Here is a 23,345-nt window from a genome sequence, read left to right as displayed (position 1 = left end):
CCGAAGGCATGCACTGAGCGGGATCCACATTCGAAAACGACTGCCTGTTACTGTCAGACGTTAAGAACCGCTGTACCAGTTGTACCCTTGGTCTTCCCAATAGCCACCGGGATTTTCATTAGTGACGAAGATTGCTGCAATATGCTTGGGATTCTTGAAGCCGAGCTTGGTCGGTACCCGCAGTTTCAACGGATAGCCATACTCGGTTGGTAATGGCGAAGTGCCAAAATCCAATGCCAGCATAGTCTGCGGATGCAACGCAGTTGCCATGTCGATGCTGGAATAGTAGCGGTCTGCACATTTGAAGCCGACATACTTTGCGGTAGTATCAGCACCGATATGCGCTAGGAAAGTGCGAAACGGCACGCCGCCCCACTGGCCGATGGCGCTCCAGCCTTCGATGCAGATATGGCGCGTGATTTGCGACACTTGTGGCAATGCCCTTAATTGCGCCAGGTTCCAGTTGCGCTTGTTACGCACCAGCCCTGAGACTTCCAACGTATACGTATCACCATCGATCTCCGGCGCCGAATCTGCATCGTAAAAGGCATTGAATGGAAATGGCTTGGTGATCATGCTGGCCGGATAGGTCGGCGCCAGATGATTGGGGCGAAACAACATGCTTTGCACACGATCATTCCAGCGTGACATTGCCCACAATACCTTGTCGACCTGATCGCCGTCTTGCAGATTGCAGCCGGTCAGCAGCGACAACGCCCCCAGTGACAGCCCCGAGCGCAGGAATAGACGGCGCTGCAGTTGTACTAGTTCGGGTTGTAGTTCATTGTTTTTCGGCGGTTGATTTTTCTTCTCGCTCATACTTGCTGCTCCTGCTTTGTAAGTTTCTTGCGGGCGTGGCGGGGAGCCCGTCCGGTCAGCATCGGCAGCAGTGTGCTCGGCACGATCAGTACCAGCGCCAGATGCACTACTACGAAGGCGACGATGCCAGCCATCGCTACAAAGTGCACGTGGCGCGCAATGTCGTAGCCGCCGAACAGGTCGACCAGACTGTCCAGCTGCACCGGTTTCCAGATCGACAAACCGGACGCTACCACCAGCACGCCAAGCAGTAACACGACGATGTACATCAGGCGTTGCACGGTGTTATAAGTGCCGGGCTGATGCGCCAGTTTGAAGGTCAACGCATCTTTTATATCGCGTAGCAGCGGACGCAATCCTAGCGGCAGGAAATGGCGGCGGAAATGTCCGGCCAGCAGGCCGTAGCCAAGATAGATCAAGCCGTTTACTACCAATAGCCACATCGCCGCCAGATGCCAGGCAATCGCTCCGCCCAGCCAGCCGCCGAGAGTGGCCCAATGCGGAAAATCGAAGCCGAACAGTGGCGAGGCGTTGTAGATCCCCCAGCCGCTCATCACCATGCAGACGATGGCGAAGGCGTTGGTCCAGTGCGCTACGCGCACCAGCAGCGGATGAATGATGCGGCGGGGTTTATCGGCAGTCGCCATGAATACACCTTATATAGAATCGTTGCGGGCAGATGGGCTGCCCGCGATGCGGCATTACATCGGCGGCACTACGCCTTTGACGCCAACCAGGGCGCGACCTACCACGTCGCTGCCATCGGCGGCCTTGTTGACAACGAATACGGCGTGGGCGCCAGGCACCAGCAAGCTGCGGTCACCTTTGTTGAGGCTAACGATAGGGACGTCGGCCGGCACCACGATTTTCTTTTCACCATCCGGATACTTGACTGTGATGGTGCGGCCGCTGGTGACGACTACATCGCCGACAGTACCGTTGGTCATAGTGCTTTTCTTACCCAGGTCCCAAGCGTAATGACCTTCGCCTGATTTCATTCCGGGTGGGAAGACGGTGACTTCCAGCGCCTTCAGGCTGCCATCAGCCTGTGGTATGGCGGCGCTGCCGATGAAACTATCTGACTTAATGTCGGTGATGGCGGCATGGCTCACCGAGAGTAGGATTAGGTCCGGTGCCAGTTTCAAGGTCAGTTTCTTGCCAGCTCTGGTGCTGACTTCGAGATTGTCGGCGTTAACTTTTTCAATTGTGGCGCGCACCCGCACCGGTGTTGTTGTAGCGGCAGTCTGGGCGATAGCGAGGCTGCCATAGGCGAGGAAAGTCGATGCGGCCAGGGCGGGAACCAGCCGACGTAAGAATTGTGCAGTTGTCATGAGAGTAGTTTAGGTGGTTGCTGGAATGTCCATGGTAGGCGTGCTTAAGTGTCTTATCGGTGACATATGGATGACAATATTGTCATTCTTCTTGGGGCGCGAATTGATAGAATGGGGCGATTACCATCAAGGAATCAGCATGCCTATCCTCGTCATCGAAGACGACCCCAAGACCGGTGCCTACCTCAAGAAAGGTCTGCGCGAATCAGGATATGCGGTCGACTTGATTTCCAACGGCAGCGACGGTTTGCACATGGCGCTGGAGAACTCTTACGACCTGGTGGTGCTGGATGTCATGTTGCCCGGCACTGACGGTTGGACCATCATGCGTGCGATTCGCGCCCGCCGCGATCTGCCGGTCATCTTCCTGACCGCGCGCGACCATGTGAACGATCGCATACACGGGCTAGAGTTGGGCGCCGACGATTATCTGGTCAAGCCATTTTCGTTTACCGAACTGCTGCTGCGGATTCGGACTCTGCTGCGGCGCGGCGTACTGCGTGAGGCACAGGCGCTGGATTTTTTTCAAGTGGCAGATTTGCAGCTTGATCTGTTGCGCCGCAAGGTCACGCGTCAGGGCGTCGATATTGTCCTCACCAACAAGGAATTCCTATTGCTGCATCTGTTGGTTAAACGCCAGGACGAAGCCTTGTCACGCACCGTCATCGCTTGCGAAGTGTGGGACATGAATTTCGACAGCGATACGAATGTGGTCGACGTCGCCATCAAGCGCCTGCGCGCAAAGATCGATAATCCCTTTGAGCACAAACTGATCCATACGGTGCGGAGTATCGGCTACATGTTTTCCGAAAATCCATGAATCTCTGGCGTACCCGTTCACTGACCGCACGCGTCTCTTTTCTGTTCGCGCTGATTGCCTGCACCATCGTTACCAGCCTCGGCATGTACCTGTATTCGTCGACCCGAAAGGCGCTGGAAACCCGTGCTGATTATTCGTTAATTGGCAGAGTAGAGCATTTCCGCACGCTGTTGCACGATCTCTACAACGTCAAGCAGATGGAAGATCGACCGGCATTGTTTGAAACCATGCTGGGTAGCGAGCAAGATGTATTGATGTTCGCTTATCCGGGTCAGGCACCGTTCGTACGCGTCAATCCGGCTAACCTGACCCCACCACCGATGCCGTCGGTGGGCTTGAATCGATCCTTGACCTTAGCGTCACTGCAAACAGGTGAACGCGCCGATGGTGTGCGTGTGCGCTGGATCTCGGCCGAGGCAGAAGTGGGTAAAGATGGCCCCAAAGTAGTGATCGTCGGTGCCCATGTGATGACGCAAGAATCGTCTATCCTTTCGGCATACTATTGGCAGGTGATCGGTGCTGCTGCAATATCGGTGCTGCTGGCAGCGCTGCTCGGCTTCCTAGTGCTGAAGCGCGGCTTTCGGCCGTTGACTTCGATGGCCGGGCGCGCCGCCGAAGTCAGTCCGACCAATATCGCGATACGCCTGCGCGAAGAAGACGCACCGCAAGAGTTGCGGCGGCTGGCGGCATCCTTCAACGCCATGCTGGACCGGCTCTCCGAGGGCTATGAAAATCTGTCGCAATTTTCTGCCGACCTCGCGCACGAAATCCGTACGCCGATCGGTGCCATGATGGGGCAGACTCAGGTAACGCTGAACAAGGTACGCAATGCCAGTGAATATCAGCAGGTGCTGGAATCCAATCTGGAGGAACTGCAGCGGCTGAGCCGTATCGTGGAAAACATCCTGTTTCTGGCGCATGCCGACCATGCTGGTCTCGCTGTCGAAAAGACATCGCTGGTACTGGCCGATGAGCTGCACAAGATCGCAGAGTATTTTGAAGGTATCGCCGAAGAGCGCGACATCAGGCTGGTAGTCGATGCCAGCGGCGAGCTGCAAGTCAGTCCGGTGATGTGGCGCCGCGCGGTTAGCAATCTGGTGGTGAACGCGGTGCGCTATGCGCTGCCGGGAAGTATCGTGCGGTTAAGCAGCAAGTCACAGGCGCAGGGCACATGTGTTGAAGTGGAAAATCAAGGGGATCCGATCCCGCAAGAACAGCTGGATCGCTTGTTCGACCGCTTCTACCGCGGCGACAAGTCGCGCAGTGAATTCACGGAATCGAACGGACTGGGACTGGCCATTGTGCGTGCCATCATGCTGGTGCACGGCGGCAGCGCTGAAGTGAATTGTTCAGCAGCGGGGCTGATCCGCTTTAGCCTGTATTTTCCACAGATGCCTCGGGCAATCCAGGCGCGAACCTAAAAAAGTGGCTCGCGCCAGTGTAGGGCGTGTAGCTCGCTGGCATGGGTATTTGTTTAGACGGCTGTAAATATTGCTGTAAATGATAAGTTCTTTGGGATAAGCGCTTCTCTCAGTCGGCATCTGACTGAGTTAGCAAGCGCCAGAGGCTCTATTGCCCAGCATGTCCATCGGACATACTTTCGCTATACCAACGTCATTTCTTCTCCTTAAAACACAACGCCATTTGTTATCTATGATTGATAGATTGCGCCCCTATTGAACAGGTGCCCAAAATAAGTTGTCTCTAAACAAAGTAAATCCCCGCAATTTGCAATAACATTTGCCTATGAAAGATCCTGCTCAAAAACAGCGCACGGCGCTCGCGATTACTCCACGCTGCCTTTCCATCGATTTGGAGGTCGGAATCCGCGATGCGCGTATTCATAGTTTCGCTGCGGTGCATGGAGAAACTGACGCCACTCTGGTATTCACAAAAGGCGATCTTGGCGCGGCGCTAATCCAGTTAGATGAACTTGCTCAAACGGCATCTTTTCTACTGGGGCATAATCTGATTGATTTTGATCTTCCTCATCTGGCCGCGGCTCAGCCGGATTTGCGATTACTCAAACTTCCGGCAGTAGATACGCTGCGTTTGAATCCCCTGGCATTTCCTCGGAATCCTTATCATCATTTAGTCAAACATTACAAAGACGGTCGGCTTCGAAGCGGCGAGCTAAATAACCCTGAGCTTGATGCACGGCTGACGCTGGATGTTTTTCGTGATCAGTTGCAGGCGTTTCAGGCGATGCAGGAATTAGCGCCCGATTTGCTGCTGGCTTGGCGTTGGTTGACGGCATCCGGCGCGGGCAATTCAAGCCTTAATTCTTTCTTTATGACGGTGCGTCGCGAAACACGTCCGTCGCAGAGCGCGGCTTATGCGGCGATTATGCGGCAGCTATCTGGCAACGCCTGCATGGTGCACGGGACGCAAATATTGGCCGATACCAGCGATGACGGTTGGGCGCTGGCGTATGCGTTGTCATGGCTGTCCGTCGCGGGCGGAAATTCGGTCATGCCCCCATGGGTGCGCCATCAATTTCCTAAAGCGGCTGCATTAGTAAAATTGCTGCGCGATACCAGTTGCGGCGAGCCGACATGCGCGTGGTGCAGTGAGCGACATGATGCGCGTAAAGAGTTGAAGCGCTGGTTCGGCTTTTCCGATTTTCGCCCTGAACCAGCAGATGCAAATGGGCACCCGCTGCAACAGGCGATTGTGGAGGCGGCCTTACAAGGAAAGCATGTGTTGGGCATCCTGCCTACCGGCACAGGAAAATCCCTGTGTTATCAAATTCCTGCGTTGTCTCGCTATGACAAAACCGGCGCATTGACGGTCGTTATTTCGCCGTTAGTCGCGCTGATGTCGGATCAGGTTGCCGGATTGGAAGCGCGCGGAATTTCTTGCTGTGCTGCTATTAATGGCCTTCTGTCTATGCCGGAGCGCGCGGATGTTCTCGATCGGGTTCGACTTGGCGATATTGGCATTTTGATTGTTTCGCCAGAACAGTTGCGTAATCGTGCGTTGAGAAAAGTGTTGGAGCAACGCGAGATCGGTGCATGGATTTTGGACGAGGCGCATTGCATCTCCAAATGGGGCCATGACTTTCGGCCCGATTATCGGTACGTCGGTCGATTCATCAAAGAAAAATCGGGGACGAATGGTGCGGCGCCTGTGATGTGTCTGACCGCGACCGCAAAGCCGGATGTGGTGGCCGACATGATCGGCCATTTTCGGGATAAGGTTGGGATTGAACTGACCGTGTTTAATGGCGGCGCTAACCGCACCAATCTTTCTTTTTCGGTTGTTCCCACGACGCCAGCCGAAAAGTTAGCGCATATTTACCAGTTGCTGATGGCAGACTTGCCGCTCCCGACGCAAGGCGGTGCCATTGTATATTGCGCGTCCCGCAAACAAACCGAAGAAATAGCGGAATTTTTGCGCGAGAAAGGCATTAAGGCGGGCCACTTTCACGCAGTAATGCAACCGGAGGCCAAAAAAAGTACGCAACAACAATTTATCCGTGGCGAGTTACAAGTAATTGTTGCCACCAATGCCTTTGGCATGGGCATCGACAAGCCGGACGTAAGATTGGTAATTCACGCCGATATTCCCGGTTCGCTAGAAAATTATATGCAAGAGGCGGGCCGTGCCGGACGCGACCGCGAATCAGCGCGTTGCGTGCTGCTTTATACCCCGGAAGATGTCGAACGCCAGTTCGGAATGTCGGCACGTTCCCGGCTGACGCAACGGGAGATTCAGGCCATTCTGAAGGCACTCAAAAATCTTGATCGAAAGAAACGCTCGGAGGGTGAAATCATCGCCACCGCCGGCGAGATTCTGGCCGAGGATATCGACGCTAATTTTGCGCGAGATTCTGCAACGGACGACACACGTGTACGCACCGGTATTTCATGGCTGGAAGAAGCCGCATTGCTCACCCGTGAAGAAAACAGTGTGCAAGTTTTTCCATCGTCCTTGCGTGTCGGATCAATGGACGAAGCCAAAGCTAAGCTGGCTAAAATAGCCTTAGATCCCGACTATCGTCGTCAGTTGTTAGCGCTAGTCGATGCGTTAATTTCTGCCGATGCGGATGAGGGCATTTCAACCGATGAGTTGATGGGCGCATCTGGCCATTCGTCCGACAAGGTAAGGGCAGCGCTCTACGATCTTGAGAAATTCGGGATTGCAAGTAACGATACTGCTTTAACTGCTTTTGTCCATACCGGGGTTGAGCGCACGTCGCTAAAACGCTTGGAAGAGGCAGCCGGATTAGAAACTACTTTAATCGCAAAGCTGCAAGAGGCCGCGCCCGATCTTACGAAAGGCGAGACAACTTTTTTGCAGTTGCGTCGTGCAACACAAGCTCTCAAAGATGATGGACACCTCACTGCTTTACCGGAAAAAATCGCACGCATCGTGCAGAGCCTTGCTAACGATGGCCGTAGTGAAGATGGCTTAGGCAGTATTCGGCTACGCAGACTGGATGCAGAAAGTCTTCAGATTACGCTGCAACGAGAATGGAGCGCACTAAAAAAAACGGCGGAATTACGGCGTACAGCGGCAGCATTATTAGTCGATCATCTGTTGGCAGTTTTACCCGCAGGATCGCGTGGAACGGATTTGTTGGCGGTGACGACACTGGGCAAATTGCTGGCGGTGATCGACGGCGATTTACAGTTGCGGGGAGAGGTAAAAGATACCTCAAAATTGCTAGATCGCGCCCTGTTGTGGTTGCATGAACAAGAAGTTATTCGGCTAAATAAAGGCTTGGCAGTGTTTCGGCCAGCAATGACTATTCGGCTTGGCATGGACAAGCGGAATTTTGTGAAAGCCGATTTTGCACCGCTAAAATTGCATTACGACGAACAAATTGTGCAAATCCACGTCATGGCTGAATACGTGCAGCGTGGGCTGCTGGCAATGGTCAACGCCTTGCAGCTTGCGATGGATTATTTTGGTTTAACGCGCGATGACTTTATGGAGCGTTGGTTACCTGAGCGAGAAAAAGAACTAGCGCGGCAAACTACGCCCGCGTCGTGGCGTACGATTGTTGAAGACCTGAACAATACAACGCAGCAAAGAATTGTGACGGATGATCGCGAGCAGACCAATGTTCTGGTGCTGGCCGGTCCGGGTTCAGGGAAGACCCGTGTGCTGGTCCATCGGATTGCTTATCTGGTCCGCGTCAAACGTGAAAATCCGCGTGGCATTCTCGCGCTCGCCTACAATCGGCATGCCGCAGTAGAAATCCGTACCCGGCTTGCGGCGCTGATCGGGGACGATGCAAAGCGTGTGGCGGTGCTGACCTGTCATGCATTTGCCATGCGGTTGGCAGGGGCGAGTTTTTATGGTCGCGCGTTTCAAGGCGATCTGCCGTTTAAAGAAGTGCTGTTACAGGCGATCGCACTTTTGAAGGGAGACGGTTTGCCTCCCGATGAGGCCGACGAACAGCGTGATCATTTGCTGGCCGCATTTCGCTGGATTCTGGTAGACGAATATCAGGATATTGGTCAGGATCAATACGCATTAATTTCTGCACTAGCTGGCCGCACACGCTCGGAAGAGGATGGTCGCCTCAGCCTGTTTGCCGTCGGCGACGATGACCAGAATATTTATGCCTTCGATGGCGCATCAGTGGAATTCATTCGCCGCTTTGAGCAAGATTACGCCGCAAAGCCAGCCTTTTTGGTCGAGAATTATCGCTCAACTCGCCATATCATCGAGGCTAGCAACAGCGTCATCGCCGCCGCCCGCAACCGCATGAAAATCGATAACCCAATCATCATTGATCGCGGACGATTAAAGCTCAAGGCGGGCGGGGAATGGGAGCAGATCGATCCCGTCGGTAAAGGCCGTGTCCAGATATTAGCTAAGACCTACAATCCTATCCAGCAGGCACAATCCGTGATGGTGGAATTACAGCGCCTCGCAACGCTCGACCCGAGTTGGGATTGGCGCAATGTTGCCGTAATTGCGCGGAATTGGGCCGACCTCGACCCAGCGCGATGCTATTGCGAATTGCATGGCATCCCGGTGCAACTCGGTAACGAGGAAACGTCGCATTTTTGGCCTCTGCGTGAAACACAGGCGTTAATCCGATGGCTGCGCACACAACAGGGCCAACTCATCGCTGCAGTTGAAATCAATCGCTGGTTAAATCAGCAGCCGTCTGGACCGTGGTGGGATTTACAGCGCGATGCGCTCGAAGAATATATTGTGGAAAGTACCGGCGCAGAAGTACACACAGAATATTTTATCGGCTGGCTGTGGGAGTGGATGCGCGAGGCCCGGCAACGGCAAGGCGGCGTGTTGTTGATGACCGCGCATCGCGCTAAGGGACTGGAATTTGATCATGTCGCGATTTTGGATGGCAATTGGGATCGTAGTGGCGACAATGAGGATACGGATGCCCCGCGTCGCATATTTTATGTTGCGATGACCCGGGCTAAAAAAACGCTCACTCTCGCGCAACTAGCCCAAAAAAATATTTTTCTTGAGGCGTTACATGCCTCGCCGCACGTACTTCATCGTCCACCGATGTTACTGCCAAGCCCGGGGATTGAGATGCGCCGCCGCTATTTGCGCCTTACGCAAAAGGAGGTTGACATAGGATTTGCAGGGCAATGGAATATAAAGGACCGCGTACACTCCGCTATTTCTGCACTCTCCGCCGGTGATGCAATTGCCTTAAGGCAGCGTGAAAATAAGTGGGAACTCGTGGATAAAAACGGCATGATCGTCGGCGTACTTTCGCAGAGCTTTTCAGCGCCTAAAGGCATGCAATTTGTCTCTGGAAGTGTGCGCGCGATGATTGTCCGCAGGCGTAAAGATACTGAAGAAAAGTATCTTAATCGCTGTCGTTGCGACGAATGGGAAGTTGTGTTGCCAGAGCTTGTATTTGAACCGAGATGAATAAAGGGGAGAGTCGACCTGGCCAATAAGCTGCACCAAGTGCAGGTTAAAATGACATGCTCTGCGATAAATTCAGCTTTGAAACAGGATTAGCAGTTACGCTAATTTTATGATTTTATTGGTTTAAATGAGCGTTTCTGCTAATCGATATTCCTCAATTTTGGCACGTCGTTACCCCATCCCGGGATGGCTAAATCAATCCGATAATGCGAAGAATACAAGCCTCAAATCGACGAAATACGACGGATTAAAAAATATTTTTAACTTAACCATTGAGAAATGGTTATTTTTTTGCCTATTGTTTATACTGAAACTTTCTCACACACCAACGAGATTTGTATGGCCTTCCTGATCATTATCGGCATCATTATTTTTACCGTAATTGTTGTGATGGTAATTTCAGGAACAGTGAGCAAGTATGCGGGAAGCAGGGGCGAATTGCTTGGCATCAAGACGGTAAAGTCTAAAAACGATATCAGTCTGATCGCAAGTTCGCCGCTACGCATGAATCTGGTGCTGCGCAAAAATACCAAGTGGACGCGCTTTTTCGAGGGGATGTCGCTATTTCAGCAGCCCAAGAGCGGGGATAAGCAATTTGATGAGATCTTTTCAATTACCGCCTATCGCGTGGACGTCATGTGGGTTCTACGAAAAAATCCCGAATTGCGGCGCATTTTAATTCAAATGAGCAAGGTCATTCCATCCTTCAATTCCCTTAGCTATAGCCATCAAAAGCTTTCCCTTTCGATTAAAAAAGCGGGTGCTTTTTCTCAAGGTACTGCGGTAGATTCAGCGCGTGAAATCTTGGCGTCTAACGTGCCAAGTCTGGTGGAGGCTTTTGAAAAATTGTCGTCCGATACTGCACCGCAGGCGCGTGCGCGGGTGATTGACGTTTGGGGGCCGAACTTGCCATTTATTACGTTGCTTATTCTAATGATTGTGGGTGCGAGCCATAATCAGCCGCTTGCATCAGGCCAATTTCCGTGGAAATTCGTATTGTTGGGCAGCGTGCTTTTTATGATTTTGCAGATTGTGTTGTTGTTTCAGCTGACCAAGCAGGGCGCAGCACGGATACAAGGGTTGTTGATTGCTTTTTTTGCGGCGGTTGTTTGTTCGTATACCGCTATGCCCGATGTCATTCGCGGGATTAACGCGTCATCGCAACATGGCTTGGTGACAGAAACCGTGGATGTGGCAGAGCTGGTTAAGGTGGTTCCCAGAAAAGGTGCGCGTCATTATTACGTCATGCTGTCCGGCGCACCGATTATGCTTACCGTTGGCCACGAAGGCGCAACTACTTCGCTGGAAGTCAGCTATGACCTGTATGGTCCGCTTGAACATCAAGGCGTGCATTACGCCAGTCACTTGAAAATCGCTGAGGCAACGGGTTTGCTCGGCATGCCGTTTGTGGTTCAGGCCACACCGTTATAGTTGCCCGTTTGCATCGTTTCTATTATTTTGCGGGTGCGGACTGTTCCGGCGCAGGGTGGGCCTTCTGTTCAGCGGCTTTTTTGTTTGCCATATGGCGTCCGACAACACAGCCGCCAACCGCGCCAAGCACCGCATGATGACCAGCGTAATGACCGCCAACGCCGCCAACTGCAGCCCCTTTCAGACAGCCTTTGGCATTCGCCAGCCCAGCGCTACTAGCCAGCGCAGTTGCACATAATAAAGTCAGAATAAATTTGGTAGACATGATGTTTCCTTCTTGAAATGGTCACGTTAGGCTGTAATCCAATAACGCACTTTACACCTGAAAGGTTGACGCCTTTTCTCAAAAAGCAAATGCATGAAGGGGCTGGCCAGGGTCAATCGCCAGCATCTTTTCTAGGCTAAAACGCGTGTCTTATTCCGACGTTTACAGCGATTTCTAGTCTCGATATCCGCGTTATTGCCCCCGGTATAAGCTGTCATAAGATGATTGAATGTGGCGTGGCGCTTTTCTTCTGTGTGTATGCCGGTTATTGCGGCGATGTTGTCGGCCGCACTTTTGCCCACGGAAATGCAGCATCGTGTTTCTTCTCAAATGCTGCGATAGCAGGCAACATTTGCATCGTCGCACCGACCATATCCAATCCTTCTACGATCATTTTTTTGTGACGTTCTGCGAGTGAAAAAGGTAAGCTTTGCGCACCGTTGTCGACCGTCATTTTTTCCATGTCGATGGTGAGTTGCCGGTCGCCCGCAGCAATTCCCGCAAGCAACAAGGCAATCTGGTCTTGCGGCAGTACGATTAATAACAAGCGATTATTGAGTGCATTACCGAAAAATATCTCGCCAAAACTAGGTGCGATCACGGCTTCAATGCCTAATTGCTGTAATCCCCAAACCGCATGTTCGCGGCTGGAACCGCAGCCGAAATTAGATCCGCCGATCAGGAATTTGCTGTCTTTGAACGCTGATTGATTCAGCACAAAATCGCGCTTCGACTGACCATCCGGCGTGAATCGCAAGTCATAAAGAACGCCAGCACTCAGACCCTCTTTATTGATGATTCGCAAAAATTGTTTCGGCATAATTTGATCGGTATCCAGATTATCGATCAGCAACGGCGCTGCAATGCCTTGAATGCGTGTTTGCTTATGCATGACTGTTCTCCTCGTTATTTTCCAGACTGCGGACGTCAGCAATACAACCAGCCAGCGCTGCGGCGGCGGCCATGGCGGGACTCATCAAATGCGTCCTGCCGTCTCTGCCCTGACGACCTTCAAAATTTCTGTTGGTGGTTGATGCACAACGCTCGCCGGGTGCCAGCACGTCGTCGTTCATGGCCAGACACATCGAACATCCGGGTTGTCGCCATTCAAATCCTGCGTCGATAAAAATATCTGACAACCCTTCTTTTTCGGCTTGACGTCGCACCACGCCGGAGCCGGGGACGACCATTCCTCGCACGGATGTTGCGATGTGTTTGCCTTTGACGATGGCGGCGGCGATCCGCAAATCTTCGCGCCGCACAGCACTACCATGCCGGGCCGGATCCAGCCGTGCTCTGGCGCAATGATGTGTTCGATGCCCTGATCGCTATCGTTGGTATCGAATAACGCAATGCCAAAATCGGTGCAATTGCGCTTCAGATTGCTGGCCTGCAAAGCCGACGCCGGATCGAAAATTACGCGATTGGCGTTGCTGACGGGATGCGTAGGAATGAAGGGTTGTTGCGCGTTAATGCGACCTTCGGTTTTGGCAGAAAATACGTCGGGCCGGCCGTGTCTGATTTCGTTAAACGCTATCCGGAAGTAGAAGTGCAATTGGTCTTATCGGACCGGTCATTGAATTTGGCAGATCAGGCCTTCGATATCGGCATTCGCATAGGAGAAATGCCCGATGCTCGCATCATCGCCCGCAAAATCGCCTCCAATCGCCGTATGTTATGCGCATCGTCAACCTACCTGAAAACGCATGACGCACCCGTTATTCCCAGTGATTTACAAAAACATATTTGCATCGTTATCAGAGAAAATGAAGCCGCGTATGGCACCTGGCATCTAACGCGCGGTAAGCGGCATGAAACCATCAAAGTACGCGGCGCGTTAAGCACCAACGATGGTGAAATTGCCATGGAATGGGCGCTTGCAGGGCATGGGATATTGATGCGGTCTGAATGGGATATCGCCGCCTATTTACGCTCAGGGCGATTGGTGCAGGTTCTTGGCGACTGGGCGCTACCGTCCTCGGATATCTTCGCGGTCTATCCAGAGCGCCTGAATTTATCCGCCAAAGTGACCGCCTTCGTAGCGTTTTTGTCCGATCGTTTTATGCCACACCTCAGTACATGCAACGAGGTAAAAGATGCATGGTGAGCGCGCATCCGGCTAGCTCACCATTTCGATAATTAACTACGAGGCTTGCAGAAAATCCAGTAACGTCATCGATACCACTTTAGTCGCCCGCCGCAAATCCTCAAGGGCCAAATTTTCGTCAGCTTGCTTAGCGTTGGATTCGCCCAACGTACGTGGCCCCGCGCCGTACAACACTACCGGAATCCCCTGTTCACCGTACAGTCTTGCATCGGTATACAGCGCTGAACCATCGCTAGTAATCGGCTCGCCAAAGACGGCCTCAGCATTTTTTTGTAAACTATTTAGTAATTTTTCATGCCCCGGCAGCGGACGCAACGCCCGCGCCAGCAACAGACGTTTAATCTCCACGCGTATCCCCGGTAAACCAGCGATCGCCGCTTCAATCAAGGCCCGGACATCAGTCTCAACTTGCGCCGGATCTTCTTCAGGAATCATACGTCTATCCATTTTCAGGATAACTTTGCCCGGCACAACATTGGTATTCGTACCGCCTTCAATGCGGCCAACAATCATCGTCGGATGCGTAATCCCAGGAATCGCAGAAGTGATCGTTTTAAGCGTAGGCAAGGCCGCGTAAATCGCCTGCAAAATCGCGGTTGCGGCTTGCAAAGCATCGTGCCCGGTATCGGGTGCCGACCCGTGCGTAGCCTTGCCCAGCACCGTTATCTCAAATTGCAAACAAGCATTATGCGCGGTCACGATGTTGTAACTAAACCCCGGTGCAATAACGAAATCAGGCTTAGTCAGCTGATTCTCCAATAACCACGCCGGACCAAGCAGACCGCCGAATTCTTCATCGTAAGTAAAATGACATTCCAGCGTCCCCTTTAACGGAATCCCCAACGCTTCCAGTGCCCGTACAGCAAAAACATAAGTAGCAAAATCGCCCTTAGACACCGCAGTAGCACGACCAAAAATCCGCCCATCCGCAATCTCACCACCATACGGCGCTTTGCTCCAGCCATCCCCCGGCGGCACCACGTCTCCGTGCGCATTCAACGCGATAGTCGGTCCCGCAGCACCGTAATGCCGCCGCACGATCAAATTAGTAATGCTCTCCATCCCATAATCGCGCACCGTTTCCACCGGAACAGAGTGCTTCTCGACCTCCCAACCCATCGCCGTCAACAACTCCGCGACAAGCTCTGCATGGGGCGCATTATTGCCCGGCGGCGTATCCGTCGGCACTCGGACGATTTGCTGAAGAAAAGCGATTTCATCATCGAAATGGTCATCAATCCAGGTAGAAAGTTGCGCAGCGTATTGTGAGTTGACCATTTTTTTGAGGAAGAATTGTGGAGGAATGGGAATGATTTTACGTGTTTGTTTAGGGTTAAGGTGATCTTGGAGCGATAGCGAAGATATCGTCGGACGATTGAACGGTGCGAGGTAAAAATACGTTGTGTTGGCCTGAGCCAGAACAGGGTGGTTTAAGTGGCGGCGATGCCGTAAAGATGGCATGTATCACCAAACACAAATGGAACGAATACACTTGATTAACTTTGATCGCATTGCCTGTTGCTGCGCCGATTTCGGCATCGCACCAGAGCAGAGCAGCTCGCCGCCGAAACTGGCGTGCCCCTCAAGCTAGTTTTGCGCTTTTACAACAGAACGAGAGCAGCGGATTAACATTCAAGCAGTTAAGCAAGGTTGCTGCCTATTTCGGTGGTGGGGTGTTGTTCTTTTTAGAGCGGACACCTGTTGAAAAAACGTGTTGCAAATCGGTGTATGCTGCGGCGCCGGTGTTGGCGAGGACGCCATCACCCATCTGCATCTGAACAAACTGCTCTAAATCCGAGCAAAACGCCTTACGCAGTAGGCATGAGTTTAAGTACTTGTGTGAGTCCATGCGGCGGTCGGCGACCAAGTCAAAGGGGTGAAACACCCGCATTAAGCATATGCCTGAGCAGCAGCCTCCCCACCCCGTCTCCCATACCGACTAACATTCAAATCCTCAGCTACAATCGCCGGCCGCCGTCCAGAAATCAAATCCGACAACAATGCTGCCGACCCACAAGACATAGTCCATCCCAACGTCCCATGCCCGGTATTCAGGAATAAATTCCGAATAGGCGTTTTCCCGACAATCGGCGTCCCATCCGGCGTCATAGGCCGCAAGCCAGCCCAAAAACTAGCAACTGAAGTATCCCCGGCACCCGGAAATAAATCATTCACTACCATCTCTAAAGTAGCCCGACGTTTAGGATTGAGCGCCTTATTAAACCCCACAATCTCCGCCATCCCTCCTACCCGGATTCGATTATCAAACCGCGTAATCGCGATTTTATAAGTCTCATCCAAGATGGTGGAAACCGGTGCAGCGTCGACATTCGTAATCGGCACCGTAATCGAATACCCCTTCAGCGGATACACCGGAATATCTACAATATTGCGCAAAAAGTTGGTCGAATACGTCCCCAACGCCACCACATAACTGTCAGCCTGCAAATACTCATGCCCACACTGCACACCAGCAATCGCTCCGTTTGCAAACGTCAGCGAATCAATCTGCAAGTTATAGCGAAACTGCACACCCAACTGCGTCGCCATCTCCGCCAAACGCGTCGTAAATAACTGACAATCCCCAGTCTCGTCATTCGGTAACCGCAAAGCCCCGTGCAATTTATGTTTGACCGCCGCCAACGCCGGTTCAACCCGTGCGATTTCTTCCGCTGTCAGCAACTCAAACGGTACGCCGCTATCCTTCAATACTTGCGTATCTTTGGCGGCCTCTGCCATTTGCTGCTCAGTCCGAAAAACCTGCGTGGTTCCAAGCTGACGACCTTCATAAGCGATGCCCGTATCAGCGCGTAACTCTTTAAAACAATCCCGGCTATATTCCGCCAGCCGCACCATGCGTTCCTTGTTAACGGCATAACTTGCTGCATTGCAATTACGCAACATCTGCCACATCCACCGCAACTGAAAGAGTGAACCATCCGGCGTAATCGACAACGGTGCATGCTTCTGCACCATCCATTTGAGTGCTTTGATTGGGATTCCCGGCGCGGCCCAAGGCGACGCATAACCCGGCGAAATCTGGCCAGCATTGGCAAAACTGGTTTCTTCGGCTGGCCCCGACAAGCGGTCAACGACCGTCACTTCGTGCCCGGCTTTTGCCAAATAATACGCAGTCGTCACGCCGACTACACCACTGCCTAGAATAAGCACCCGCATGTTGTTTCTCCTGAACTTACGCAAAAACACGCCCTTCGCGGGCGTGCACAGATTAATCACATGAATCACAGTCGATTTACGGTAATTAACGCTATGCTATTTAAAAAATTCCAGTTTTAGTTACTGTATAAAGAATGAAATTTAGGAAATAATGCTGAGTACGAGAACGAATGCTGTCGAAGTGCTAAGCGGTCATCTCATATTGAGACTAAATAGAGACGCGCGGCAATTACCTCAAGATTACGCTTTCATACGCAATTCGGCTGCGACAGTCGATTTTCACGCTGCTTCGTTGCAAAACCCCCACAATCAGGCCCGCCATGAGAACCCAAAAAGAATCCGTCCGCTCCCTCGATAAACTGGACCGCCACATTTTGCAGCTGCTGCAGCAAGATGGCCGCATGTCGATGAAAGAACTTGGCGAGCAGGTCGGTTTGTCCATCACCCCTTGCATCGAACGGGTTAAACGGATGGAGCGCGATGGTGTCATCGACGGCTATTACGCGCGCGTGAATCCCGCAGCGGTCGGGGCGAAATTACTGGTGTTTGTCGAAATCACGCTCAACCATAAATCTGCCGCGACTTTCGAGCAGTTCCGGCGCGAAGTCTTGCGTATCCCGGAGGTGCAGGAATGTCATTTGGTATCCGGCGATTTTGATTATCTGATCAAAGCCCGTATCCGTGAAATGGCGCAATACCGAACCTTGCTAGGCGATATGTTGCTGCAACTGCCGGGCGCAGTGCAGTCAAAAAGTTATGTGGTGATGGAAGAGATTAAGGAGACGTTGGCGTTGGCTTTGGAGCGCAACTGACAAGCTGTATCGCAGCTGTGAAGACATCCTACGATTGATTACTTAGACGGTTTTGGGTGGTTTTGTTGTTTTTTCGCGTGCTTTTTAGCGCAAAAATTGAGGTTTTGCGACAAATCCAAGCTCCTTTGCGACAAGTTGGTGCGCTTTATATCTAGACAACTGCTTGCGCACAATCTGTTATGGCATTCTGTCCACAGGCATCAACGACGGCGAAACAGGGCCTGGAATTGATTGGCGTTGCAGGGTATGTCATGCCTGCAACGCGCATATTTGCCGCTATATAAAAGTTTGATTTCTATCATCCTCGGGAGCTATACACATGAAGAAAATAATTCTGGTTGCGGGTTTGTTAGGTGGGATCGCTGGCATGGCGCAGGCGCAAACCAACGTCACTATTTATGGCTTGATCGATTTGGGACTCGATTACACTACTAATACGCGCGGTAAAAGCCTGGTCGACATGGAGAGCGGCTATGCACAAGGCAGTCGCCTTGGTTTTAAGGGCAATGAAGATTTAGGAGGCGGGTTAAGCGCGGTGTTTCAAATCGAAAACGGCTTTGCTGCCGATACCGGCAAACTGGGCCAGGGTGGTTTGATGTTTGGGCGTCAGGCTTTGGTCGGCTTGTCGAGCAAAACTGGGGGCACGCTTACACTGGGTCGTCAATATGACTCTATCGTCGATTACGTCGGCCCGGTGACTGCCAACGGCAACTGGGCTGGGCTGTTGTTCTCGCATCCATATGACAATGACAATACAGACAATTCGTTCCGCGTGAATAACTCGGTTAAATACACCAGCCCGACGTTTTCTGGCTTCACGTTCGGTGGTTTGTACGGTTTTGGCGAAACCGCTGGCAGCAGCGCGAATAACCGCACGTATAGTCTGGGTGGCAGCTATGCCAACGGCCCTTGGGTTGCTGGTATCGGTTACATGAATCTGACCCGCACCGGGACCACGACTTCCGGTTCGATCACACCAAGCGATGCCAACTTTTTGGCCGCTAAACAAAAAATCTTTGGTGCCGGCCTGAATTACACTTTTGGTGCGACGACGCTGGGCTTTGTTTATAGCAATACCAATCTGACTAACCCAACTAGCAATGCGTACTCGGGTTCGATCACACCTGCGGTTGGCACGTTGACGACGCTGAAGTTTAACAACTACGAACTCAATGCCAAGTTTCAGGTATCGCAGGCCTTTTTTGTAGGGGCGATGTACACCTATACGCAAGCTAAGTTCGATACGACAGCTGGCAACGCCAAGCCTAAATATTCGACGGTGGGCTTGATGGCGGATTACGCTTTCTCCAAGCGGACCGATGTTTATCTGCAAGGTGCGTATCAAAAAGTTGGTGGTGATATGACGGGTACATCGCTTGATCAAGGGTTGGTGCCAAGTGACGCCGCCCGTTCTGGCAATGACAAGCAAGCGATTATTCGCGCAGCAATCCGTCACAAGTTTTAATGGGTTTATGCGCTGATAAACGTCTGATACCTGATGGGCGTATAGAAGGTGCAGGGAAGCGGGGCCAGAGTGCATACTCTGGCCCCGTTTGCATTGTGCCGTCGTTAAGCGGAAATTCGATGATTTGGCAGCGCTTTGCCAGCCGTTTGGCATCGGGCTTGCCGGGTCGACATCATTTTTTCCGAAAATCTTTTATCCGTCGCAGAAGGAAATAGCAACGTAAGCTGTGCTTGGCTAATACAATAAAACGGATTGAATCAAAATGTCTGCTTTAGGCACCTGGGTTTACCTCTCTGGAAACAATGAAACAAACTAAATTCTCCGAGCAGTGCGGGATGCTGCTGTATCTGGGCCGCTGGCTCATTTTGTCTGCGGTGGTCGGTGTACTGGCAGGCGTGGCGTCGTCGGCTTTGCTGGTGTCGCTCGATTGGGCGACTAATACCCGTACCGCGCACCCTTGGTTGTTATGGCTGCTGCCAATTGCCGGACTGGCGGTTGGGTTGATTTATCACCATTTCGGCAAGTCGGTGGAGGGCGGCAATAATCTGCTGATCGATGAGATCCATGATCCGCAACGCATCGTGCCTAAGCGCATGGTGCCGTTGATTTTGTTGGGGACGATCGTTACCCATCTATTCGGCGGTTCGGCCGGGCGCGAGGGGACGGCGTTGCAGATGGGCGGCGGGCTGGCGGATGTGGTGACGCGTATTTGCAAGCTGGATAAGGAGGATCGGCGGATCTTACTGATGGCGGGTATCAGCGCCGGTTTTGCTTCGGTATTCGGCACACCGCTGGCTGGCGCGGTGTTTGGGCTGGAGGTACTGGCGATAGGGCGCTTGCGGTATGACGCGATTTTTCCCTGTTTTATTGCCGCGATTGTTGCTGATCAATTACCCGGTTTGTTGGGTGTGCATCACACCCATTATGCGATTCCGTTTGTGCCGCACATCAGTTTTCTGGTGCTGGGCGCGACGATAGTGGCAGGGATCGCGTTTGGTCTGGTGGGGATGTTTTTTGCAACAGGCACGCATGCGTTGTCGGCCGTGCTGAAGCGTTGGATTAGGTATGCGCCGATGCGCCCTTTCGTGGGCGGCGTGGTGGTGGCGCTGGCGGCGACTTTGCTGGCGACGGATAAGTATCTGGGATTGGGTATTCCTACAATTATCGATGCATTTTCGCAGCCGTTGCCCGCTTACGATTTTTTCGGAAAGATGCTGTTTACGATAGTGACATTGGCTTCCGGCTTTAAGGGTGGCGAGGTGACGCCGCTGTTTTATATCGGTGCGACGCTGGGCAATGCGTTAAGTTATGTGCTGGCGCTACCGTTGCCGGTATTGGCTGGACTGGGCTTTGTAGCGGTCTTTGCAGGCGCGGCAAATACGCCGATTGCATCGACTATTATGGCGATTGAATTGTTTGGACCGGAGATCGGCAGTCTGGCTGCGGTGGCGTGTATCGTGAGTTATTTATTTTCCGGACATAGCGGAATTTATCGTGCGCAACGTGTCGGCGAGGGAAAGTTCTTGCACCTGCCGGAGGGGATGGTATTTCCGGGAAGTGGGCTCTGGCGGAAGCGCACCGCCAAGAAATCACCAGAAAAAAATGTTGTTGAGACCGAGAATACGGATCACTAAAAAGGCGGTTAAAAGCGGTAATCGCCGCCTTTGTCCGCGCCATCACGGCGCTTAACGCAACGGCTTTCCAAACGGATTTAGCTGCGCCGTAGCTGACCGTTCGTGATAATCAAGAGAACTTACGCACCGCATCCAGCGCTAGTCCGGCGCCGATGCTGCCAAATAAATCGCCTTCTACGGCCTTCGCGGTGGGCACGACAGCAGCGATTTGCCGACGTAGCAAGCCGACGCCACTCGATCCACCGGTAAAAAATACGGTATCAATTGCCTGCGCTTTGACGCCAGCATCGCTTAATAGCTTGGCAACGGTTTCTTCCACCGATGACACTAAATGCGAAATGCTGGTGTTAAATCCGGCACGGTTGAGCAGTATCGGCTCACTGGAGGCTAATTTTTCCAGCGTCAATTCGACTGTCTCGGCATCCGATAACGCAATCTTGCCTTCTTCCACTTTCATTGCCAGCCAATGTCCGGCGCGTTGCTCGACCAGATCCAGCAGTCGGTCGAATTTGTCGCGTTCGCGGACATCGCGCGCCACGTCTTTCAATTGCTCCGCCATTTTGCGGGTGTAGATCAGATTAATGGTGTGCCAGGTGGCCAGATTGAAGTAATAACTGGACGGGACTTCGCTGTTATTGGTCAGTCGGCTGCCCAGACCTAGCTGCGGCATGACGCTGGAGAGGCTTAAATACTTATCAAAATCCGTGCCACCAATGTGAATCCCGCCGGTTGCCAGAATATCGTCGCGCCTATCTTGTTGTTTGGCGCGGGTTGGCGACAGCCGGACTAGCGAAAAGTCGGAGGTTCCGCCGCCAATATCGGCGATTAATACCAGTTCTTCGCGGTCGATGGTGGATTCATAGTCGAACGCGGCGGCAATCGGCTCGTATTGAAACGCGATATGTTTGAAACCGGCGGCGCGGGCGATTTCTTCCAGCGTTGCTTGTGCGCGTTGATCGGCGGCACGATTGTCATCGACGAAAAATACCGGGCGACCAAGCACTACGCTGTCGAATTCTCGGCCGGCAGAGCGCTCTGCACGGATTTTGAGTTCGTTGATGAACTGTTCTAGCAACGCGCGGAACGGCAATGCGCGTCCGCCGACTTCAGTTTGGCCGTCGATCAGGGTCGAGCCGAGCAAGCTTTTGAGCGAGCGCATCAATCGGCCTTCATAGCCCGTCAGGTATCCGGCCAGCGCTGCGCGGCCAAAACTGAAGACTTCGTCCTCAGCGTTATAGAACACGACGGACGGCAAGGTGACCTTGTCATCTTCCAATTGCAACAAAGCAGATTGCCCGGGACGACTCCAGCCGACGGTGGAATTTGACGTGCCGAAATCTACACCGCAAGCATTCGACATGTATCTTCCTTTAATATAAAAACGGGCGTAATCATAGCGCAAAGCGTCGATTGACGTGAGCAGCGGCGCATCTTTTTTAATCAGATGCGGCGTAAATCGCGGGGGATTGTTGTTTTTAGAGTGCCGGTTGCTGGCTTGTAATGGGCTTTTGCCGACTTGCTGAAGAAATAACAAGATGCCAACGCGGCGATGTGTAAATGGCCAGATATCTGCGCTTTTGACGGTCGCCGCTATTGCATAGTGTGCGGGTTCTAGCCCACGGGGGGCAGTATTGCGCCATACTTGGCCCTTTATGTCTTAGTACGCGATCTCCAAATCGCCACCCCCGTATCTATGAAAACCCCAAAAAGAATTCAACCGTTAGTAGAAGAGGGCCTGGTGGACGAGGTAGTCCGCCAACTGATGAGTGGCAAAGAGGCAACCGTTTACGTCGTGCGCTGCGGTGAGGAAATTCGCTGCGCCAAAGTCTATAAAGACGCGAATCAGCGTAGTTTTCGTCAGAATGCCTCGTATCAGGAAGGCCGTAAGGTTAAAAACAGCCGTCAGGCCCGTGCGATGGAAAAGGGCAGCCGGTATGGTCGCAAAATGCAGGAAGAAGTCTGGCAGAACGCCGAAGTTGATGCGCTATACCGTCTGGCCGCCGCTGGAGTGCGCGTGCCGCAGCCGTTCATCTGCTTTGAAGGCGTACTGTTGATGGAGTTGGTCACCGACGCGGCGGGCAATGCCGCCTCGCGTCTGAATGATATCGAAATGAGCAAAGAGCAGGCGTTGGAATATCACGCTGCATTGTTGCGCGAAGTAGTGCTGATGCTGTGCGCCGGGGTGATTCACGGCGATTTGTCGGAATACAATATTTTGGTGGATGCGCATGGTCCGGTGATCATTGATTTACCGCAGGCTGTGGATGCTGCCGGGAACACCGGCGCGGCGGAGATGCTGGAGCGCGACGTGAATAACCTTGCCACCTATTTTGGGCAATTTGCACCGCAATTGCAGGGCACACAGTACGGCAAGGAAATCTGGGCGTTGTATCTGGCGGGCCTGTTGCATCCGGACGTGAAATTGACTGGCCGCGTCGCTGCTAATAATAAGGCCGTTGACGTGGGGGCTGTGGTGCGTGAAATTGCTCTGGCGCGTGAAGAAGAGGAAGAACGTCGGCGTGCCCAATATGAAGCGGAGCATTAATTGTTAGCAAGGCGAATTTCGCCTTCTTCACGTCATCATCGTCATTAAACATGTTATCCGCTAATGCGC

Annotated in this window: 17 protein-coding genes and 2 pseudogenes; 9 read left to right on the top strand and 10 right to left on the bottom strand. The window is 52.6% G+C overall.

The window, feature by feature from the left end; genetic code table 11:
- Positions 1–60: 60 nt before the first annotated feature.
- From C7W93_RS18505 to C7W93_RS18495, 3 genes are read right to left on the bottom strand one after another with little or no spacing between them, the layout of a single operon-like run.
- The gene (locus C7W93_RS18505) at positions 61–819 is read right to left on the bottom strand and encodes a molybdopterin-dependent oxidoreductase (RefSeq protein WP_108441724.1); all 759 of its coding nucleotides are present in this window, start codon (positions 817–819) and stop codon (positions 61–63) included.
- The gene (locus C7W93_RS18500; RefSeq protein WP_108441723.1) at positions 816–1,466 is read right to left on the bottom strand and encodes a cytochrome b/b6 domain-containing protein; all 651 of its coding nucleotides are present in this window, start codon (positions 1,464–1,466) and stop codon (positions 816–818) included. The genes C7W93_RS18505 and C7W93_RS18500 overlap by 4 nt, the downstream gene beginning before the upstream one ends.
- A gap of 54 nt (positions 1,467–1,520) precedes the next feature.
- A complete protein-coding gene (locus tag C7W93_RS18495; protein ID WP_108441722.1) occupies positions 1,521–2,150 on the bottom strand; it encodes a hypothetical protein in 630 nt (209 codons plus the stop codon).
- A gap of 139 nt (positions 2,151–2,289) precedes the next feature.
- Here C7W93_RS18495 and C7W93_RS18490 point away from each other — a divergent pair, with 139 nt between their 5' ends.
- The 4 genes from C7W93_RS18490 (at position 2,290) to C7W93_RS18475 (ending at position 11,271) form a co-directional block, all read left to right on the top strand.
- Positions 2,290–2,970 (top strand): heavy metal response regulator transcription factor, encoded by a 681-nt coding sequence (locus C7W93_RS18490; RefSeq protein WP_108442213.1) that lies wholly within the window; start codon positions 2,290–2,292, stop codon positions 2,968–2,970.
- Positions 2,967–4,391: a heavy metal sensor histidine kinase gene (locus C7W93_RS18485; RefSeq protein ID WP_108441721.1), complete on the top strand. Its 1,425-nt coding sequence runs from the start codon at positions 2,967–2,969 to the stop codon at positions 4,389–4,391. Before C7W93_RS18490 ends, C7W93_RS18485 begins: the two co-directional genes overlap by 4 nt.
- 325 nt (positions 4,392–4,716) lie before the next feature.
- Positions 4,717–9,840, top strand: a complete 5,124-nt coding sequence (locus C7W93_RS18480) for a RecQ family ATP-dependent DNA helicase (protein ID WP_108441720.1) — start codon at positions 4,717–4,719, stop codon at positions 9,838–9,840.
- A gap of 339 nt (positions 9,841–10,179) precedes the next feature.
- Complete coding sequence (locus C7W93_RS18475) at positions 10,180–11,271, top strand: hypothetical protein (protein WP_108441719.1); 1,092 nt, start codon at positions 10,180–10,182, stop codon at positions 11,269–11,271.
- Positions 11,272–11,293: 22 nt separating this feature from the next.
- On the opposite strand, the gene C7W93_RS18470 is transcribed toward C7W93_RS18475, so the two are convergent.
- From C7W93_RS18470 to C7W93_RS25510, 4 genes and pseudogenes are all read right to left on the bottom strand, one after another.
- The gene (locus C7W93_RS18470; RefSeq protein ID WP_108441718.1) at positions 11,294–11,536 is read right to left on the bottom strand and encodes a hypothetical protein; all 243 of its coding nucleotides are present in this window, start codon (positions 11,534–11,536) and stop codon (positions 11,294–11,296) included.
- Positions 11,537–11,801: 265 nt separating this feature from the next.
- The gene (gene leuD / locus C7W93_RS18465; RefSeq protein WP_108441717.1) at positions 11,802–12,428 is read right to left on the bottom strand and encodes a 3-isopropylmalate dehydratase small subunit; all 627 of its coding nucleotides are present in this window, start codon (positions 12,426–12,428) and stop codon (positions 11,802–11,804) included.
- Positions 12,421–12,795, bottom strand: a pseudogene (locus tag C7W93_RS18460) (aconitase family protein); the annotation flags it as partial. The gene leuD and the pseudogene C7W93_RS18460, both read right to left, overlap by 8 nt.
- A 60-nt stretch (positions 12,796–12,855) precedes the next feature.
- Positions 12,856–13,091 (bottom strand): annotated as a pseudogene (locus C7W93_RS25510) (hypothetical protein); the annotation flags it as partial.
- Here C7W93_RS25510 and C7W93_RS18455 point away from each other — a divergent pair.
- Complete coding sequence (locus tag C7W93_RS18455; RefSeq protein ID WP_108441716.1) at positions 12,978–13,643, top strand: LysR substrate-binding domain-containing protein; 666 nt, start codon at positions 12,978–12,980, stop codon at positions 13,641–13,643. The pseudogene C7W93_RS25510 and the gene C7W93_RS18455 overlap by 114 nt on opposite strands.
- A 36-nt stretch (positions 13,644–13,679) precedes the next feature.
- Here C7W93_RS18455 and C7W93_RS18450 read toward each other — a convergent pair whose 3' ends face one another.
- Both C7W93_RS18450 and C7W93_RS18440 read right to left on the bottom strand, forming a co-directional pair.
- Positions 13,680–14,921, bottom strand: coding sequence for a M20/M25/M40 family metallo-hydrolase (locus C7W93_RS18450; protein WP_108441715.1), 1,242 nt, complete (start codon positions 14,919–14,921; stop codon positions 13,680–13,682).
- A 612-nt stretch (positions 14,922–15,533) separates the two neighbouring features.
- Positions 15,534–16,871: a D-amino acid dehydrogenase gene (locus C7W93_RS18440; RefSeq protein WP_370446506.1), complete on the bottom strand. Its 1,338-nt coding sequence runs from the start codon at positions 16,869–16,871 to the stop codon at positions 15,534–15,536.
- Between the two features lie 269 nt (positions 16,872–17,140).
- Between C7W93_RS18440 and C7W93_RS18435 the strand changes: the two genes are divergently transcribed.
- The 3 genes from C7W93_RS18435 (at position 17,141) to C7W93_RS18425 (ending at position 20,731) form a co-directional block, all read left to right on the top strand.
- Positions 17,141–17,632: an Lrp/AsnC ligand binding domain-containing protein gene (locus tag C7W93_RS18435; protein ID WP_108441713.1), complete on the top strand. Its 492-nt coding sequence runs from the start codon at positions 17,141–17,143 to the stop codon at positions 17,630–17,632.
- 319 nt (positions 17,633–17,951) lie between these two features.
- Positions 17,952–19,097 carry a porin gene (locus C7W93_RS18430; protein WP_108441712.1) on the top strand — a complete coding sequence of 382 codons (1,146 nt, stop codon included), beginning with the start codon at positions 17,952–17,954 and terminating at the stop codon, positions 19,095–19,097.
- 302 nt (positions 19,098–19,399) lie between these two features.
- Complete coding sequence (locus C7W93_RS18425) at positions 19,400–20,731, top strand: voltage-gated chloride channel family protein (RefSeq protein ID WP_108441711.1); 1,332 nt, start codon at positions 19,400–19,402, stop codon at positions 20,729–20,731.
- Between the two features lie 109 nt (positions 20,732–20,840).
- On the opposite strand, the gene C7W93_RS18420 is transcribed toward C7W93_RS18425, so the two are convergent.
- Positions 20,841–22,091 (bottom strand): Hsp70 family protein, encoded by a 1,251-nt coding sequence (locus C7W93_RS18420; RefSeq protein WP_108442211.1) that lies wholly within the window; start codon positions 22,089–22,091, stop codon positions 20,841–20,843.
- Between the two features lie 333 nt (positions 22,092–22,424).
- Between C7W93_RS18420 and C7W93_RS18415 the strand changes: the two genes are divergently transcribed.
- A complete protein-coding gene (locus C7W93_RS18415) occupies positions 22,425–23,276 on the top strand; it encodes a PA4780 family RIO1-like protein kinase (RefSeq protein WP_108441710.1) in 852 nt (283 codons plus the stop codon).
- The last annotated feature ends 69 nt before the right edge of the window (positions 23,277–23,345 follow it).

The organism is Glaciimonas sp. PCH181 (assembly GCF_003056055.1).
Classification (GTDB): domain Bacteria; phylum Pseudomonadota; class Gammaproteobacteria; order Burkholderiales; family Burkholderiaceae_D; genus Glaciimonas.
The sequence above is the reverse complement of the archived record's forward strand: the minus strand, read 5'-3'. Positions and strand labels throughout refer to the sequence as shown.

Excerpts from the sequence above, each read along its gene's own strand:
- C7W93_RS18505 (WP_108441724.1), bottom strand. The coding sequence starts at position 819 with ATGAGCGAGAAGAAAAATCAACCGCCGAAAAACAATGAACTACAACCC.
- C7W93_RS18500 (WP_108441723.1), bottom strand. The coding sequence starts at position 1,466 with ATGGCGACTGCCGATAAACCCCGCCGCATCATTCATCCGCTGCTGGTG.
- C7W93_RS18495 (WP_108441722.1), bottom strand. The coding sequence starts at position 2,150 with ATGACAACTGCACAATTCTTACGTCGGCTGGTTCCCGCCCTGGCCGCA.
- C7W93_RS18490 (WP_108442213.1), top strand. The coding sequence starts at position 2,290 with ATGCCTATCCTCGTCATCGAAGACGACCCCAAGACCGGTGCCTACCTC.
- C7W93_RS18485 (WP_108441721.1), top strand. The coding sequence starts at position 2,967 with ATGAATCTCTGGCGTACCCGTTCACTGACCGCACGCGTCTCTTTTCTG.
- C7W93_RS18480 (WP_108441720.1), top strand. The coding sequence starts at position 4,717 with ATGAAAGATCCTGCTCAAAAACAGCGCACGGCGCTCGCGATTACTCCA.
- C7W93_RS18475 (WP_108441719.1), top strand. The coding sequence starts at position 10,180 with ATGGCCTTCCTGATCATTATCGGCATCATTATTTTTACCGTAATTGTT.
- C7W93_RS18470 (WP_108441718.1), bottom strand. The coding sequence starts at position 11,536 with ATGTCTACCAAATTTATTCTGACTTTATTATGTGCAACTGCGCTGGCT.
- leuD (WP_108441717.1), bottom strand. The coding sequence starts at position 12,428 with ATGCATAAGCAAACACGCATTCAAGGCATTGCAGCGCCGTTGCTGATC.
- C7W93_RS18455 (WP_108441716.1), top strand. The coding sequence starts at position 12,978 with ATGCGTAGGAATGAAGGGTTGTTGCGCGTTAATGCGACCTTCGGTTTT.
- C7W93_RS18450 (WP_108441715.1), bottom strand. The coding sequence starts at position 14,921 with ATGGTCAACTCACAATACGCTGCGCAACTTTCTACCTGGATTGATGAC.
- C7W93_RS18435 (WP_108441713.1), top strand. The coding sequence starts at position 17,141 with ATGAGAACCCAAAAAGAATCCGTCCGCTCCCTCGATAAACTGGACCGC.
- C7W93_RS18430 (WP_108441712.1), top strand. The coding sequence starts at position 17,952 with ATGAAGAAAATAATTCTGGTTGCGGGTTTGTTAGGTGGGATCGCTGGC.
- C7W93_RS18425 (WP_108441711.1), top strand. The coding sequence starts at position 19,400 with ATGAAACAAACTAAATTCTCCGAGCAGTGCGGGATGCTGCTGTATCTG.
- C7W93_RS18420 (WP_108442211.1), bottom strand. The coding sequence starts at position 22,091 with ATGTCGAATGCTTGCGGTGTAGATTTCGGCACGTCAAATTCCACCGTC.
- C7W93_RS18415 (WP_108441710.1), top strand. The coding sequence starts at position 22,425 with ATGAAAACCCCAAAAAGAATTCAACCGTTAGTAGAAGAGGGCCTGGTG.